We start from the raw sequence: 15,940 nt of genomic DNA on the forward strand, positions 1-15,940 counted from the left end.
CGCGGACGATGGATTGTCCTATCGCCGCCGGTGCGTTCAAGCTGAACATGGACAATGTCAGCAACGCCAAGCCGCAAACCGCTTTGCTACGAATTGCTATGAAGGGATTCGATCGCAACAGTCGTGGGCGGGTCACAGATCCGGAACTTCGTCGTGCGGCCGTCTGCGTCGTCATAAAGAATCATCGTGGCTGGAGAAAGTTCGGATGCGGCTGGCGAATCGATCAACAGCGACGAATCGGCGGCATTGATGGGTCCCACCAATCGCAGTTCCAAATCGTTTTGGCTTTGCCGCGGCAACCAACGTGACAAGACTTCAGCGGACGGAACCGTGACCAAGACAAACACGCCAACCGCGGGACCATCTCGAAGCACCGCTTGAAACGCTTGACTGCCGGTAAGTTTGGACTTCGCTTCTAGTGAGAAATCCATCGTGTCGCTTTGCCGTAAATCTCGCAAACGATCCAACGCATCAACGATCAACAAGAACGGTCGCCCGTCGTCATCGGCTCGTTTAAGAGCGGGTTCGGGCTGGGCTTCGGCCGGTTGGTTCGTTTCAGGGGTATCGTCGAGAGAAAATGTTCCTGCAAACGGATCTGGCTTCGCGTCGTCGGCTGACTCAGGTTCTTTTCCGGACTCGACTGCAACACGGGCGGCTACAATTTCCGCCAGTGAAATCATGTTCGCTTCGGCATCACGAGATCGAATGATTTCCGCATCAATTTGGCAATCGCGAACCCAGTCCGCGATCGAGGGTCCGTCATCTGCTCGGGAACCATCCATCAATGCGATTTTCAAATCCGGTGAATGCGTTCGGGCCGAGGCGATAAACGTTCCCACGACTCCAACCCGCATCTTCGGCGGCGAAACCAAGACGGCGTTGCGACCGGTGTCCGACTGCAGCCGCAGAGTCGTCGGCGGTCCTAGCTCGACCGATTCGCCAAGCAATCCAGCGATCTTGTCCGATGTAGTTGCCGATGCAAGTGCGGCATGCGCCAACTTCGCCGTGAACCGGCTTGGACGGTTGCCCTCGAAAATGATCGGCGATTCCAAACGCTCGACAAACGACACATCGCGCTGGGTAATCGTTTGCAACATGTTCTCGTGATCGTCCGGTGCTAACCAAGCCACCTGGAAGGGATGGTTACCCTCAATCAATCCGCTTGCATCGTTGTAGATTGCTTCGCCAGGACGGTTCAGCAACTTGGCTGCCGTGTTGTCGTCTGACAAAATCAAGGCGGCATCAGACTCGCTGCACTGCATAGCGACCCGAACAGCCATCTGACCGAGGGTGGCTCGCGGCAAGCTGTTCGCGCCCGCAAGCGACTGACTGCTTAGGATAATGTGGATCCCGAAAGATCGCCCTTGACGAATCAAACGGTCCAACAAGCCGGTGCAATCTCCCGCTAGCGAATCGTCACGGGTGAACAATTCTTGAAATTCATCGACAATCAAGATAATTCGCGGCATCAACGTGTCAGGGCACTTGGCTCGAAACTCGCCGAGTTCTTGCACGCTGGCATCGCGAAACGCTTCGCCTCGCGTGGTCAATTCGGCATCGAGCCGCTGCAGGACACTGCGTCCGAACTCGCGTTCACTTTCAATCCCAATGACACGCGCGTGCGGCAAACCGCTGTCCGCGTAAATCTTGAACTCAACACCCTTTTTAAAGTCGAGCAGATAGAACTGCAGTTGGTCAGGCGTGTACTGCGCTGCCCCCGCCGTGATGATACTGTGTAGCAGCGTTGATTTTCCCGAACCGGTCTTACCGGCAATCAACACGTGCTGACGGACGCCTTCACCCAGCAACAGCGAACGGGTCCGACCGGCACCTTGGCTTCCAATCGTGATCGCGATCCCAGCGTCGGTGCTTCCCGTTGCACCGGAGTCGGGAATGGATTCATTGGGCAACAACGATTGCAGGTTGACGACCACGCGAGACGACTCTAACGAGCCTTTGCCGATGCGTCGCACCAACGTTTCGCGAATGCCAGGCGGTGGTGCGTGAGCAGGCCAAAATTCAAGGTTATCCAATCCGGCGGTTTTGCAAAGCCAGTGCGAACTGCCGATTTCTTGTTTTTCGCTTGCGCCAACAGTCTGCTTTTGCGAGTGTTCTTCGTCGTAAACGATTCGAATCAACTTATCCGATTCAATCGCTGGCATTTCCGGTGGCCACGTCGTTCCCTGTTCCACGACCAAGACCACAAACACGCCACAGCGAGAACCGCTTTGAATCAGCGACATCAAATTGTTGTACGACTCGCGAGACAAACCGCTCGGGAAGCCCACCGCAGCAACGGCGTGATACGGTTCCGCTAACGAACCAGCCACCTCGTTGTAATCCTCGATGCGATTGAACCGATCACGCAGGCTTGCCTGAACAACGTTCTCGACGTGATGCGTTAATTCAGCTAGCCGTTGTGTGATCTGTTCCCCTGTGGTCCAAACCCGATGGTTAATTAGTTGTGGGTCGTGATCCGCCAAGGCCATGAACGGCGCAAAATGCTGGCCCCGACTATTAGGATCAATCAAGGTCACCTTCGCCCGCCCCGGCATCGCGCCGCTGAGCAGACGCCACAAGGCTTGGTGCGCAATGTCGATTGCCTCGTCCAGTTTCTCCGGAGGCGTTTCGATAATCATCCCAGAATGCTGGCGGCGGTGAATCGCCAACGGCATGAATTCTGGGACCTGCATCGATGCCAGAATATCAGCTTCATCAGGCGACTCGTCATCATGCGAATACCCCAACGCGGAATCGAATTGAGACTTCAGCCGATTGCCCAACCGGATCTGCCCAATGGGCAAAAAGTCAATCGACTCATGCGGATCCGGCGGCGTGGTCAGAATCTCTTGCCAGGGTGGGAACCGATAGTGAGTCAAATCATTGGCGGCCGCAATCCGCATCATGCCGCGTTTCAAGCCCGTGTTTAACCGATGGGCCAATGACGAAAGCGTGTGTCGATGCGTTTGCAACGAAGCGTTGATCTTCTCGACCGCAGCGGTATCGGTTTGTGAAAGCGTTTCCGAGATTGTCGAAGCGACCTCATCGGCACGATTTCGCATCGTCTTCTGAAGCTCCGCAAACCCGGTTCGGAACTGCGACTCAACTCTTGCAAGCTGCGTGTCCAAAGTGTTTTGTTCAGCGGTCTGAGCCGCTTTGATTCTCTCGTCGACTTCGGCAAGTTGCTTGGTTTGCCAGCGTTTCGCATCGGCAAGTTGTGCCTTACGTCGCTCAACCAATTCATGCTCGGCAACTTTACAAGCTTTCGCAGAGATGTTCTTACCCATCTTGGCAGCCACCTCAGCGGAGTGACGGATCCGTTCGGTTAACGGATGCAACTTACGAGTCATCTTCCGAAGTGGAATCAACAACACTCCATAAATCGTCATCCCGAACACACCGGCGGCGGGAACCGAACCAATCATCCAAAGCAGTGTGTTGTCCAACTGCATCACCAAAACCGTGATCGACCAGATCGCGATGAATACCGCTACCGCGGCCGGCAGGTAAAACGAATCGACAACAGCGGATGCGAACCCCTTCTGCATCTCCTTCGTCGCACTCTTGAGCCGGCGGTTTTGACGCTGGATTAAATCCTCAGCTTCTTTAACCGTCGTCGGTGCAACTTCTTGAAACTCTGCGAAAGGATCCTTCGGGTGGGACACTTCCAAATATCGGTTTAACCGCCGCATCGTCAAATGGCGGGCCCATTCCAGGTCTGTATCCCCACCGGCGACCATTTGATCCAGTCGCCGCACATCGACCGCGAGCTTTTTCTTGGGCTGGTCTTTGTATTGATTGAACTGGTTTTCAATCGCGATGACGCGTTTTTCGACTTTGCCTGTAATCGCCGATTCTTGTTCGTTTCGCAGCTTACGGTATTTACCGGCGACTCGGCGTAGTCCGTCGCGAGTCTTCATCGTTGCCGATTCGTACGCCGCGATCGCGTCCTCTTGAGCTTGATCCCAATACTGGAGCGTGCTTTGCCGATCCTGCAAACAGTTTTGTTTGACGGCCGCCAATTGACTGGCCAAAGCATGTTCGATGTCTTGGTGCTGGGCGTTCTGCTCAGCTAGCAATCGCGTATGCTCATGGCGCGAAGCTGCCACGCGGCTGATTAACCCGTCGATCAAACGACGCTGGCGGGCCGGCGAAAGCAACAATACAGGTGAAACGGCAGAATCTTTCATTGAACACAGTTTAGCCGATCTAACCCGGATGGATGGCTTGCCTATCGCCGTCGAGGAAATTTTCGCACAATGAGTGTAAGGTCTGTAGCGTTCACGCGGGCAAGGTCTCCGCAGTGTTCCATTTGATGCAGCCTCAGCGGCGTATTCGCACTCCAATCCACATTTCCGTCCACTCCCACACGGCTTCTCGCTCGGTCGCCCCAAGGCTTGCCGACGTCTGCAAAAACCAGAAGCCTGACAACGAAATCGAGAAACACTTGGCTGGCAAATCATCGAAAAAAGGCAAGGAAGCCACGATCGAGCTATCGCCCGAAGTGCTCAACGGTGACACGCAAATCGAAGTCGATGACATCGAAATCGACCTGCGAAATCGCTATTTAGCCGCGTTTCTGGCCTGGCTGATCCCCGGTGCTGGCCACTTTTATCAAGGCCGGCACGCGAAGGGGACGCTTTTCGTGATCAGTGTGCTGTCGATCTGGTTCCTCGGATTTTCGCTGGGTGGTGGGCATGTTGTCTACGCTTCATGGGCCAATGGCGACCGCCGCTGGCATTATTTCCTACAAGCCGGCGTGGGCGCCGCGGCCCTGCCCGCTCTCGTCCAAGGCGATCGCATGCGGCGAGCAACGGATCCGTCGACCGGGCGAACCCTGGACAACTATCGCCCGCTGTGGGGCGGGTTCATGGCACCGCCGCATCGCCCGGTCATCGAAAGCGAATCAGACGAAATCGCGGCTTGGTATGCCGTTTATGGATCCGGATACGAAATGGGCACCTGGTTCACCATGATCGCCGGATTGCTCAACTTCTTGGTGATTTACGACGCATTCGGCGGCCCATTGGCGGTTCCGATCAGCGGTCGAGCATCCAAGAAGGAGTAACATCGGTTCGCTCGAAATGCACCTACAGACTCCGGCAATTCGCTTGGAACTGGAACCGCAGAGCTGTTTGGCCCCGCAAAACGACTCGATTCAAAGCAAGAGTCATCGGCGTTGCCATGCTCATAGGGGGTTTTGTCGTTCGAAAGGAATGGGACTGGCGACCTTGGAAGCCATGTTTCGTCGACGGATGTTCAAAATTCCTACTCGCGTTGGCTGACTTTCAATTTGTGGTTGTCCGCTGAGCGAACTAGACTAGTTGCTGCGAAATCGCTCCTCCTCCACCTCCATTCGGACCCCCACTGTGAAACGCCATCACTGTCATTCCCTCCGGAATTCGCTCGTATTATCGATCGCCACCCTCGCATTTGTGGCGGGTTTGACGTCCATCACGGCACCGTCCGCACAAGCCGGCGGCGAGGACGCGGCGTTGGCGGGATTGTTCCAAGCGATGGAAGATGGCCAGATCGAGGCCCAGTTTATTCCGCAAAATGCGGCCAAAGCGAACCTAGTGGTCAAGAACTTGACCGATAAACCCCTTCGCATCCAAATGCCTGACGCCTTCGCTGGCGTTCCCGTGATGGGACAATTCGGCGGCGGTATGGGTGGCGGCATGGGTGGTATGGGCGGCGGCATGGGTGGAATGGGCGGCGGCGGCATGGGCGGTGGTGGTGGCCAAGCCATGGGCGGCGGCGGTGGCATGGGCGGCGGAATGGGTGGCGGCATGGGCGGCGGAATGGGTGGTGGCATGGGCGGCGGTGGCGGCATGTTCACCGTACGAGCCGGCCGCGTTCAAAAAGTCGCTCTGGACACTGTTTGCCTAGAACACGGCAAGCCAGACCCGAATCCTCGTATGAAATACGCAATCGTTCCTTTGGAAAACGTGACCCAAGACCCGAAGGTGAAGTCGCTTTGCGTTGCACTGGGTAATGGCCAAGTCGCTCAAAACACAGCACAGGCAGCCGCATGGAACTTGATGGATGGCCTATCCTGGAACGAACTGGCCCAGAAAAACCGAATTGAAAGCCGTTACACCGGTAACGTTCGCTTCTTCTCGCCACTCGAATTGCAAGCGGCTCGAGCAGTCGTCAGCGAACTGAATCGCAACATCGATACCAGCGAAGCGATTGAATCACCTGGCTACGAAAGCTCACAAGAAGTTTCCGGTAGCTGAATCAGGCTGCCAGAATTCAAAGTCAATGATGCTTGGTGCGAACCGCTAGCACTCGCTGAGGTTCACTGAAATTTGAACCGCGAGACCTCCCTCGGAGGTCTCTTTGTATTTGGCGTTCATGTCCAACGCCGTCTCCCACATCGTGCGGACAACACCGTCCAGCGAAACACAGGCTTCGCCGGGATCCCGTCCAAGAGCCAGTCGTGCGGCGGCGATCGCTTTGATTGCCCCAAACGCATTCCGCTCAATGCACGGGATTTGCACCAGTCCGCCGATTGGATCGCACGTCATCCCCAGGTGATGTTCCATCGCGATCTCGGCTGCCTCGGCAGCTTGCTGTGGCGTCGCCCCTAGGCATTCCGCCAACGCTGCGGCCGCCATCGCGGAGGAAACACCGATCTCGGCTTGGCATCCACCTTGAGCGGCCGAGATCGTTGCCCCCTTCTTAAAGATGCAACCAATCTCCGCTGCGCAAAGCAAGAACGGCAGCCACTTCTGGTCTTCCAAGTCGCAAAAGCAGTGCATGTACAACAGCACCGCAGGGATCACACCGGCGGCACCATTGGTCGGTGCCGTAACAACTCGTCCGAACGCAGCGTTCTCTTCGTTGGTCGCCAAAGCGAAACAACTGACCCAATCCAAGACACGTGCAAAGTCATGACGTTGACTTCTGATAGCTGCGATCCATTGATCGCGATCGTCCGTAACATCGTCGCTTAAAAGCCGGCGTGCCATACGAGCGGCGCGGCGCTGGACGCCCAATCCGCCAGGCAAGGTTCCTTCGCAACGACAACCACGGTGAACCGTGTCCAACATCGTGTCACGGATCTTCAATAGCTGACCACGGACTTCCGCTTCGCTACGCCAACTCAATTCGTTTTTCAACACCACACCTGAAATCGGCAGCGACAATGTTTCACAATGTCTGATCAGGTCAGCGGCACAGTTAATCGGGTGGACAACCTTAACCGAAGACGGGTCTGGGCTCTCACCTTCCTTGAGAATAAACCCGCCACCGATGGAGAAGAACACATCGCTGTGCTGAACGTCTTCGCCCTCCCACGCAGTGAACTTCATCCCATTAGGGTGCTGAGGCAACGATTGATCGCGATGAAAGACGATGTCAGATTCTGGTTCAAACTTGATCGGGAACTGATCCAGCAAACGAAGTTCAAGTGACTGCTCAATCGCAGCGACCAGCGAATCAAGCCGATCCACCGGAATCGTTTCCGGATGCTGCCCAGACAAGCCCAACATCACTGCGATCCCGGTCCCGTGCCCTTTGCCGGTCTTTGCCAAAGATCCAAACAACTCAATTTCGATTCGTGTGATCGCCGCAAGCTCGTCCGGTGATCGCTCATTCAGGAAACGCAACGCGGCCAACCAAGGTCCCATCGTGTGTGAACTTGACGGTCCCACACCGATCTTGAACATGTCAAAAACGCTGAGCGATTCACTGACGTCGGTAGCGGCAATTAGTTTCATGGGTCGCGTTTCTATTTAGCGGCCGCAAAGCACTCGATCGCAAACCGCAGGTCATCTTCGGTATGAGCCGCCGAGACTTGCGTCCGGATACGTGCTTGCCCCTTGGGAACAACGGGATACGAAAACCCGACTACGTAAACGCCTTTTTCGAGCAAACGTTGGGCCATCTCTGTCGCCACGCGAGCATCACCTAGCATGACGGGAATAATCGGATGTTCGCCCGGTAACAAATCAAACCCACAACTCGTCAATCCTTCGCGGAACAACGCGGCATTGCTCACCAACCGGTCCCGCAACTCCGTCGACTCCATCAATAGCTTGATCGCCTCTAAACCGCCAGCGACCAAAGGTGGCGCCACTGAATTAGAAAACAGGTACGGCCGCGATCGCTGACGCAGCAATTCGACGATCTCCTTACGACCACTCGTGAAACCGCCGCTCGCGCCGCCGAGAGCCTTGCCGAGAGTCCCCGTGATCACATCCACTCGCCCCATCACGCCACAATGCTCGTGTGTGCCGCGTCCGGTCTTTCCCATGAACCCGGTCGAATGACAATCATCAATCATGACCGAGGCGTCATAGCGATCAGCCAATTCACAAATTTGATCCAGTCGAGCAATCGATCCGTCCATCGAGAACACCCCGTCGGTCGCGATTAAACGAATCCGACTGGACGAAGCCGCCTGCAACTGTTTCTCCAAATCGGCCATGTCGTTATTGGCGTATCGATACCGACTCGCCTTGCAAAGCCGAATTCCGTCAATGATCGAAGCGTGGTTCAAAGAATCGGAAATGATCGCGTCTTCGGAGGTCAACAACGTTTCAAACAACCCGCCGTTGGCATCAAAACAAGATCCGTACAGGATCGTGTCTTCGGTTCCCAGGAATTCCGATATCAGGTTCTCGAGTTGCCGGTGGATCGTTTGGGTGCCGCAAATGAAACGAACCGACGCGAGCCCATAGCCCCACTGATCCAGCGAATCGCGAGCCGCCCCGACCACGCGAGGATGGTTCGCTAACCCGAGATAGTTGTTGGCACAAAGATTGATGACCCCCGCGCCCGATTTCACCTGCACCCGGGCGTTTTGCGATGTTGTGATGACTCGCTCGGACTTGTACAGACCGTCCTCTCGAATCTGATCAAGCGTTTGGGATGTGACATCGATAAGTTTGCTGCTGTTCGACATAGTCTTAACCAAATGGGAGGCTCTACCACTTCAGGATTACTTTTCCGGACTCTCCGGACATCATCGTTTGAAAACCTTTTTCAAAATCTTCGCAATCATAGCGATGGGTGATCACGGAGTTCACGTCCAACCCGCCCTGGACCATGACAGTCATCTTGTACCACGTTTCGTACATTTCCCGGCCGTAGATCCCTTTCAGGTGCAGCATATTGAATACGACCAAATTCCAGTCGATCGCCATCTCCTTTTCGGGAATTCCCAGCATGGCAATCTTGCCGCCATGCCCCATGGTTTCGAGCATCGAACGAAACGCGCTGGGGTTTCCCGACATTTCGAGACCGACGTCGAACCCTTCTTTCATGCCCAGTTCCTTCATGACGTCCTTCAACGATTCCGTCCGGACATCCACAACGCGAGTGGCTCCCATCTTCTTAGCCAAATCCAGCCGCCAAGGGTTCACATCGGTTGTGACTACGTAGCGAGCCCCGGCGTACTGTGCGACCGCTGTAGCCATGCAACCAATCGGCCCAGCACCGGTGATCAAAACATCTTCGCCGATTAACGGAAACGACAAAGCTGTATGCACAGCGTTGCCGAGAGGATCGAAAATGGAAGCGACGTCACGATCAATACTGGGGTCGTGCACCCAAACGTTGGTTTTGGGAATCGAGATGTACTCGGCAAAGGCCCCCTGACGATTGACACCGACGCCCATGGTATGGGCGCACAAGTGACGTCGCCCCGCTAGGCAATTTCGGCAATGCCCGCATACCACGTGCCCCTCACCGCTAACGACATCACCAACGCGAAAGTCGATCACGTTGGAACCGACTTCGACAATCTCGCCAACAAATTCGTGCCCTACAACCATCGGCACGGGGATGGTCTTTTGAGCCCAATGATCCCAGGTGTAGATGTGCATATCGGTTCCGCAGATACCGGTTCGGTCAACCCGAATCAGCACGTCATTGATGCCGACTTCAGGCATCGGGACGTCTTCCATCCACAAACCTGGTTTCGCGTGTCGCTTTACAAGCGCTTTCATGTTGTTTGAACCTTAGAACTGCACCAATGGACAATCTTAAATGATAACAGCGAATGACGACTGACTGATCGCCGCCTGCGCGAACACAGTGCTGCAAGCCGTTACGTGATCTCTATGGAAGTGGTTGGATTTGGATATCACGGTATTCCACGGGATCGCCGTGACCGGCAAATCCAAAGTAGCCTTCTTTCAGATCTTTCCCTGGGTGAGGCGAGTTGGCCATGAACTCAGTCACGTTCGCCAAATCGCCATCCAGGATCACGGTGCCGTTCAAGACAACCTTGATGGTCGAACCTTGGATGGTGACGACTTCGGAATTCCACTGTCCCGTTGGACGCAAGAATCCACGTTTAGCCGCAATCATGCCGTAGGCCGAACCGTGTGCTTGTCGCGGGTCAATGTTCTTATAGGTAGGGTGTTCTGAATCGAGCACCTGCAACTCACACATTCCCGCATAGGCCGGGTCTCCCGATCCGGGATAGCGAATCGCGAGTCCGTTGTTGCCGGCCGGCGGCAACTTGAACTCGAACTTCACGATGAAGTTGGCGTACTTCTCTTGAGTGTGCAGTACTCCTGAGGTCCCCTTTTTCGCTCGAATCGTACCGTCAACAACCTCGTAGCTGTCGACTGAACCAGCCCATCCGTCCAAATCGGTGCCATTGAATAGCGACTGAAAGCCAACCGTCTTCGCCAACGTTTCAAGAGCCTGATCTTCCCCCATCGCAACCGACAGGGGCGAACTGAAGCACAACGCAAAGACCAAACAAACCAACCGTTTTGAACTACGCAATTTCAATCCTCAGTAAGAAGAGCTAGGGCTTTCAAAGTACCGATCATGCGTGCAACGAAGGCTCGCTAACGGAACTCAATAAAGAACTCTCGCGCGAGGTCAGGATGAGAATCCAACCTTTCCAGCGGAACAGTTCACGGGTCGCAGGATAGCGAAAGCCCCGCAACGGATCTCCTACGCCAATTGCAACAACTGGTGTGGATTGTGCGCATCCAATCCACCGAAGTCGTCTGCCGCGTCGATTCCGTAGTACTATCAACGCGAACACGCGGCAAACGCTCAAACCGTGTCACGTCGGCTTTGTTCATCAGCATCGTCCCTAAATGCCGATTGCTGGCCTTCATCTCGCCCAACCAAGGGGCACTTACAAACGGCCCACTTGGTTCTTTCGATCAACGAACTCTTCTAAAGAAACTCCTTAACGACGAAACCGTCGATAGACGTGCTGCGAACTGTGGTGCGTGTTCTTGACGAAGAAACCGTGACCGGGATGCTGGTGCCGCTCAATACAATTCCGGATCGTCGAGGCACTTGCCCACTGGGCACTGCCCAAAACCGATACAAGTGCGGCGACCGCGACAACGTTTCGAATGATGCGTGACATGATGAGTCTCCTGCATGGATAGATCGGCAAGACCATCACTCTGCGGTTTTGCAGCGGATAAGAATCCGATCATGAAAGTCCAACCAGATTCCGCCTCGAAGCCTGGTTTCGGATGATCTTGATTTTCGCTTATCGCACACAGCATGCCGACGATCGTGTTCCCAGAACGATTTCAGTAAACGCTAACGTTTTACAGGGGGGAAACGCTCTCAATTTTTTTCATCCAGGTCGGGACGTCCATAGAAGATACGCTAAGTGACGCCAATCTCTGCATTTGGTGCAACGCATTGCATACCCCGCCGATCGCATCACGGATTCAGTGCAAACCGTAGCGGCCCATTTTGTAGTGCAGCGTTCGGACGCTGATTCCGAGCGACACCGCCGTTCGCTCACGATGCAGATCGCAAGCTCTTAACGCCAACTGGATCGTTTCTCGCTCGCAACCCTCGACAGCCTCCGCAAGCGAATTGGGCAGTGTCACCTCGCCCAACTTGGCCGTTTTAAGATCCAGCGGCAGCTCGTCGGCGTGAATCGTTTCACCTTCGCAAGTGATGACGATTCGTTCGATCACGTTACGCAGTTGACGCACGTTGCCTGGCCAGGGTGCGTCGGCGAGAATCTTCATCGCCGATGGAGACAATCGCTTCGGCTCGCGTTTATGCCGCTTGCAGAATGACTCCAGGAAGTGCTCTACCAGCAAAGGAATGTCTTCCCGCCGTCCGCGCAGTGGCGGCACTTCGATCGGAATCACATTGAGGCGATACAGCAGGTCTTCTCGAAAAACACCTTGTTCGATTAAGTCGGGCACCGCACGGTTGGTTGCTGAAATCACGCGCGCATCGGAATGCATCACCTGCTCTCCACCGACGCGTGTGTATTGCCTTGTTTCCAACACTCGCAACAAATCCACCTGGCTCTTGGCCGACATCTCGGTTACCTCATCCAAGAAAAGCGTGCCTGTGGATGCTTGCTCAAAACACCCCGGTTTCTGACGAGACGCGCCGCTGAAGGAACCTTTTTCATGCCCAAACAACTCGCTTTCCAGAAGGGTCTCTGGCATTGCCCCCAGGTTAACTGCAACGAATGGACCGCGATCTCGATCGCTTAGTTCGTGGAGCGCCCGCGCAATCGAGCTCCTTCCCGGTTCCGCTTTCGCCGTGGATCATCACCGTCGCCTCGGTCGCAGCGACCTGGCGAATTTGCTGAAAGACGTCCTGCATCGCCGAGCCGTTGCCGACGATATTGGCTATTTCACCCGCGCCCACCAAGCGATGACGTAGCTCGTCGTTTTCCATTCGCAATCGATAGTGTTCGCGAGCCTTGCAAATTTGCTGTCGTACCAAGTTTAAGTCCAATGGCTTCAACACGAAGTCGAACGCACCAGCACGCATGGCTTCGACCGCAGTTTCGACCGTGCCGTGAGCGGTGATCACAATGACCGATGTCATCGGATTCAATTCGTGAAATCGCTTCAACAATTCGATGCCCGTCATTTCGCAATTCAGTCGTACGTCCACGATCGCAAGCTGAAATTCAGCGTCTTGAAATTTTCCGAGAGCTTCGGCCGCAGTTGCAGCGGTCTCGACTCGATCGACATCGCCGACGAGCCCTTTGGCTAACCCGGAGCGGATATTGGGTTCGTCATCGACGATCAACACGCTGAAAGGTTCTGAGTTCATGAAAGTAGGTCGGTACGAGTTTTTGGTTTCCAGACAAAGCAAAGCCAACGCAGGAGTGTCATCTGCGACAGCCTCAAAACACCCCCAAGGGTGTGAGCGTCCGGCAAGGCAATTGGTGTGCCGACAACGAGGCGGGCTGCCCGCCGACTCATGTACATGACTCGAAAACCTCGCGAATGACGCTACCAAACGTCGTCCGGTCCAGCCGAGGTTACCGGCCTTCGATTCGAGTGGTGGTTTTAATCGAAGGTTGGCGATGCAAGTGGTTGCATGGCTGATGCAGGCGGTTGCAGGGGGCAAAGTGTTGCAGGGCCACAGGGCCACAGGACCACAGGGCAGGGCTTAGTTGCTGGCTGGGGAGGGTGACGTGGGCTGCACTTATGCAAGTCCTTGCATGTCCTGTGCACGAGTTTGCCGATTGTCTTGGCAAACGGAAACAAACGTTGAGATTGGCCAAGCAAGTCTTGGGTGGGCAGAAACGCACTGCGACTTGGAATACCGGGGATATGACACCCCCAAAGCATGTTGAGACTCCCCAAACGTGCGGCAAACTTGATTTGGTACGGCGACTGCTATGGGCAATGCCATCAGCGTGTTCGTGCAGCGCACTTGAATTTTGCCACTGGTTTAGGCAGCCACCGAAGCTGCAACGTCTGCACGCTCCACCGCTACCGCGTCAAGATTTCGCCGCCGAAACAATCTTTCCTAGAGCACATTTAGTGGACCTCAAACCATCCGATTCGCAATCGCCATTGACCGAAACTGAAATTCCGCGAGGAAACGCGGCTGGGTTCACCAAATACTTTTCAGACGATTTCGTTTCCGGATTTCTTGTCTTCCTCATCGCGCTGCCGCTTTGCCTTGGGATTTCACTGGCCAGCGGCTTCCCGCCCATCGCCGGGATCTTCACCGCGATCGTCGGGGCTATCGTCACGACTTTCATCAGTGATTCCGAATTAACAATCAAGGGTCCAGCCGCGGGGATGATCGTCATTGTCCTGGGCTGCGTCAGCGCGTTCGGTGGCGATGGCATGACTGGAGGCTGGTCCGAATTAGATGCCTCCGCATACAAGATGACGCTGGCGGTCATGCTGGTCGCTTCGGTGATTCAGGTGCTCTTTGGATTCTTCAAAGGCGGAATCTTGACCGAGTTCTTCCCCATCGCGGCGGTGCACGGCATGCTGGCCGCGATCGGTGTGATCATCATCGCCAAGCAACTTCCCGTTGCACTGGGCGTTTCGGCCTCGGGCGGGGCACTCGAACTGCTGCGACAAGTCCCCACGATGCTCCGAAACGCCAACCCTGAAATTGCGGCGATCGGGTTGATCAGTGTCATCGCCATGTTTGTCTGGCCGATGATCGGCAAAAAGGTATCGCTGCTACGTAAAATTCCGTCGCCAGTGATCGTCCTGATGATCGCAATCCCGATGGGGTTGGCGTTTGACCTGACTCACGAACACCATTACCAATTCCAAGGCCAAGACTACGTCGTGGGCGAGAACTTCTTGGTGTCGATGCCCGACCGCATTTTCGGAATGTTCCAGGAGCTCACGTTCCCGGACTTTTCCGCTCTCGCTCAACCGGTGGCCTACAAATGGATTCTCATGTTCTTCCTGATTGGAAGTTTGGAATCGTTACTGAGTGCCAAAGCGATCGACTTCATCGACCCTTACAAACGAAAATCCAGCATGGACCGCGATATCATCGCAGTTGGCGTCGGCAATGTTGCCGTGGCCTGCATCGGCGGATTACCCATGATCTCTGAAATTGTCCGTAGCCGAGCGAACATCGACAACGGTGCGAAAACGCGTTTTGCCGACTTCTGGCACGGGATCTTCTTGCTCGTGTGCGTCGCCTTTATTCCGATGTTCATTCACCGCATTCCGCTCGCCGCATTGGCCGCAATGCTGATCTACACAGGATCCCGTCTTGCCCATCCGTCCGAGTTCCTCAACGTGTGGCGAACCGGCCGTGAACAACTGGTGATCTTCGTAGTGACACTGGTGGCGACTCTCGCGACCGACCTGTTGCTCGGGATCGCGATTGGGATCGCAACCAAGATTGCTATCCACGCGATCAACGGAGCACCCATGTCGTCGATGTTCCGGCGTAGCTTCGATATCGTATCCACCGATGAACAGCAGATTGAAATCATCGCTCGCGACGCCGCTGTCTTCAGCAACTGGATCCCTCTGCGGCGGCAGATTGAAACACTCGGACTGATGCAAAACAAAAATGTGACCATCGATTTCGCGCAAACCAAGCTGGTCGACCACAGCGTGATGGACAAGCTGCATGGATTACAGTCAGACTTCCGACAACAGGGCCTGACGCTGACCTTGGTCGGATTGGATCAGCACCGTCCGCTGGCCAATCATGAACTCGCCGCGCGCAAAGTCACACGCGAGCTGGTCGACAACTAAACGGGTCGACAACTAATTGCCCGACCCGCCACTGCTTCTAAAAACCTGCAATCGCATCGTTGGGCGTAGCTCGACCTAGCTTTAAAACGAATCCGCGGTAGAGTACGGCGCAGCCACCAAGGTTGTGACCGTCCGGTATTTTTCTTTGCAGTCGACCTGAGTTGGTATCGCCGACTCGGATTGGATTCATGTGGCGTGCTTCATGTGCCGTGGATCGACTTCTGAACATGAAGCCGCCGAGCGAGCTTGCTGGTTCGCGTTTGTAGACTCAGTCTCGTACTCGTACTAACCGAGCTTTGCGGGTCGCAGACATGCAATGAGCGAGCTGAACTGCAATGAGCGAGCTGAGTGCACTGAATTTTGCCCCAAGGCTGGCGTTGGGTTCCTCACCCAAAGGTTTGATGATTTAATCAACTGGCACGGCAAGCCAACGGGCAGTCATAACCGACCGAACTGACAACGACACCCGAACTGCCACGAAACCCGAA

Annotated in this window: 10 protein-coding genes and 1 pseudogene; 3 read left to right on the forward strand and 8 right to left on the reverse strand. The window is 55.1% G+C overall.

The features are described from left to right. Positions 1–86 precede the first annotated feature (86 nt). Entirely contained in the window at positions 87–4,190 is a 4,104-nt protein-coding gene (locus tag ACR3ZL_RS17820; protein ID WP_473651763.1) for an FtsK/SpoIIIE domain-containing protein, read from the reverse strand. A 257-nt stretch (positions 4,191–4,447) separates the two neighbouring features. Between ACR3ZL_RS17820 and ACR3ZL_RS17825 the strand changes: the two genes are divergently transcribed. Together ACR3ZL_RS17825 and ACR3ZL_RS17830 are read left to right on the forward strand one after the other, a co-directional pair. Continuing rightward, positions 4,448–5,068, forward strand: coding sequence for a DUF6677 family protein (locus ACR3ZL_RS17825; RefSeq protein WP_486172839.1), 621 nt, complete (start codon positions 4,448–4,450; stop codon positions 5,066–5,068). A 301-nt stretch (positions 5,069–5,369) separates the two neighbouring features. Next, on the forward strand, positions 5,370–6,239 hold the full coding sequence (locus ACR3ZL_RS17830) for a hypothetical protein (protein ID WP_473651761.1): 870 nt from the start codon (positions 5,370–5,372) through the stop codon (positions 6,237–6,239). Positions 6,240–6,284: 45 nt separating this feature from the next. On the opposite strand, the gene ACR3ZL_RS17835 is transcribed toward ACR3ZL_RS17830, so the two are convergent. From ACR3ZL_RS17835 to ACR3ZL_RS17860, 6 genes and pseudogenes are all read right to left on the reverse strand, one after another. Further along, positions 6,285–7,724: an L-serine ammonia-lyase gene (locus ACR3ZL_RS17835; protein WP_473651760.1), complete on the reverse strand. Its 1,440-nt coding sequence runs from the start codon at positions 7,722–7,724 to the stop codon at positions 6,285–6,287. A gap of 11 nt (positions 7,725–7,735) precedes the next feature. Next, a complete protein-coding gene (gene kbl, locus ACR3ZL_RS17840; RefSeq protein ID WP_473651759.1) occupies positions 7,736–8,911 on the reverse strand; it encodes a glycine C-acetyltransferase in 1,176 nt (391 codons plus the stop codon). Positions 8,912–8,933: 22 nt separating this feature from the next. Then, complete coding sequence (tdh, locus tag ACR3ZL_RS17845; RefSeq protein WP_486172840.1) at positions 8,934–9,956, reverse strand: L-threonine 3-dehydrogenase; 1,023 nt, start codon at positions 9,954–9,956, stop codon at positions 8,934–8,936. Between the two features lie 112 nt (positions 9,957–10,068). After that, positions 10,069–10,746, reverse strand: a complete 678-nt coding sequence (locus ACR3ZL_RS17850) for a 3-keto-disaccharide hydrolase (RefSeq protein WP_473651756.1) — start codon at positions 10,744–10,746, stop codon at positions 10,069–10,071. A 418-nt stretch (positions 10,747–11,164) separates the two neighbouring features. Continuing rightward, on the reverse strand, positions 11,165–11,350 hold the full coding sequence (locus ACR3ZL_RS17855; protein ID WP_473651755.1) for a hypothetical protein: 186 nt from the start codon (positions 11,348–11,350) through the stop codon (positions 11,165–11,167). Positions 11,351–11,666: 316 nt separating this feature from the next. Next, positions 11,667–13,029, reverse strand: a pseudogene (locus tag ACR3ZL_RS17860) (sigma-54-dependent transcriptional regulator). Positions 13,030–13,748: 719 nt separating this feature from the next. On the opposite strand from ACR3ZL_RS17860, the gene ACR3ZL_RS17865 reads away from it, so the two are divergent. Then, a complete protein-coding gene (locus tag ACR3ZL_RS17865; RefSeq protein ID WP_486172841.1) occupies positions 13,749–15,452 on the forward strand; it encodes a SulP family inorganic anion transporter in 1,704 nt (567 codons plus the stop codon). Positions 15,453–15,489: 37 nt separating this feature from the next. Here the strand turns inward: ACR3ZL_RS17865 and ACR3ZL_RS17870 are convergent, their stop codons facing one another. Beyond that, positions 15,490–15,642, reverse strand: coding sequence for a hypothetical protein (locus ACR3ZL_RS17870; RefSeq protein ID WP_486172842.1), 153 nt, complete (start codon positions 15,640–15,642; stop codon positions 15,490–15,492). Between the last annotated feature and the right edge of the window lie 298 nt (positions 15,643–15,940).

It is taken from the genome of Rhodopirellula sp. J20-39 (assembly GCF_057365095.1).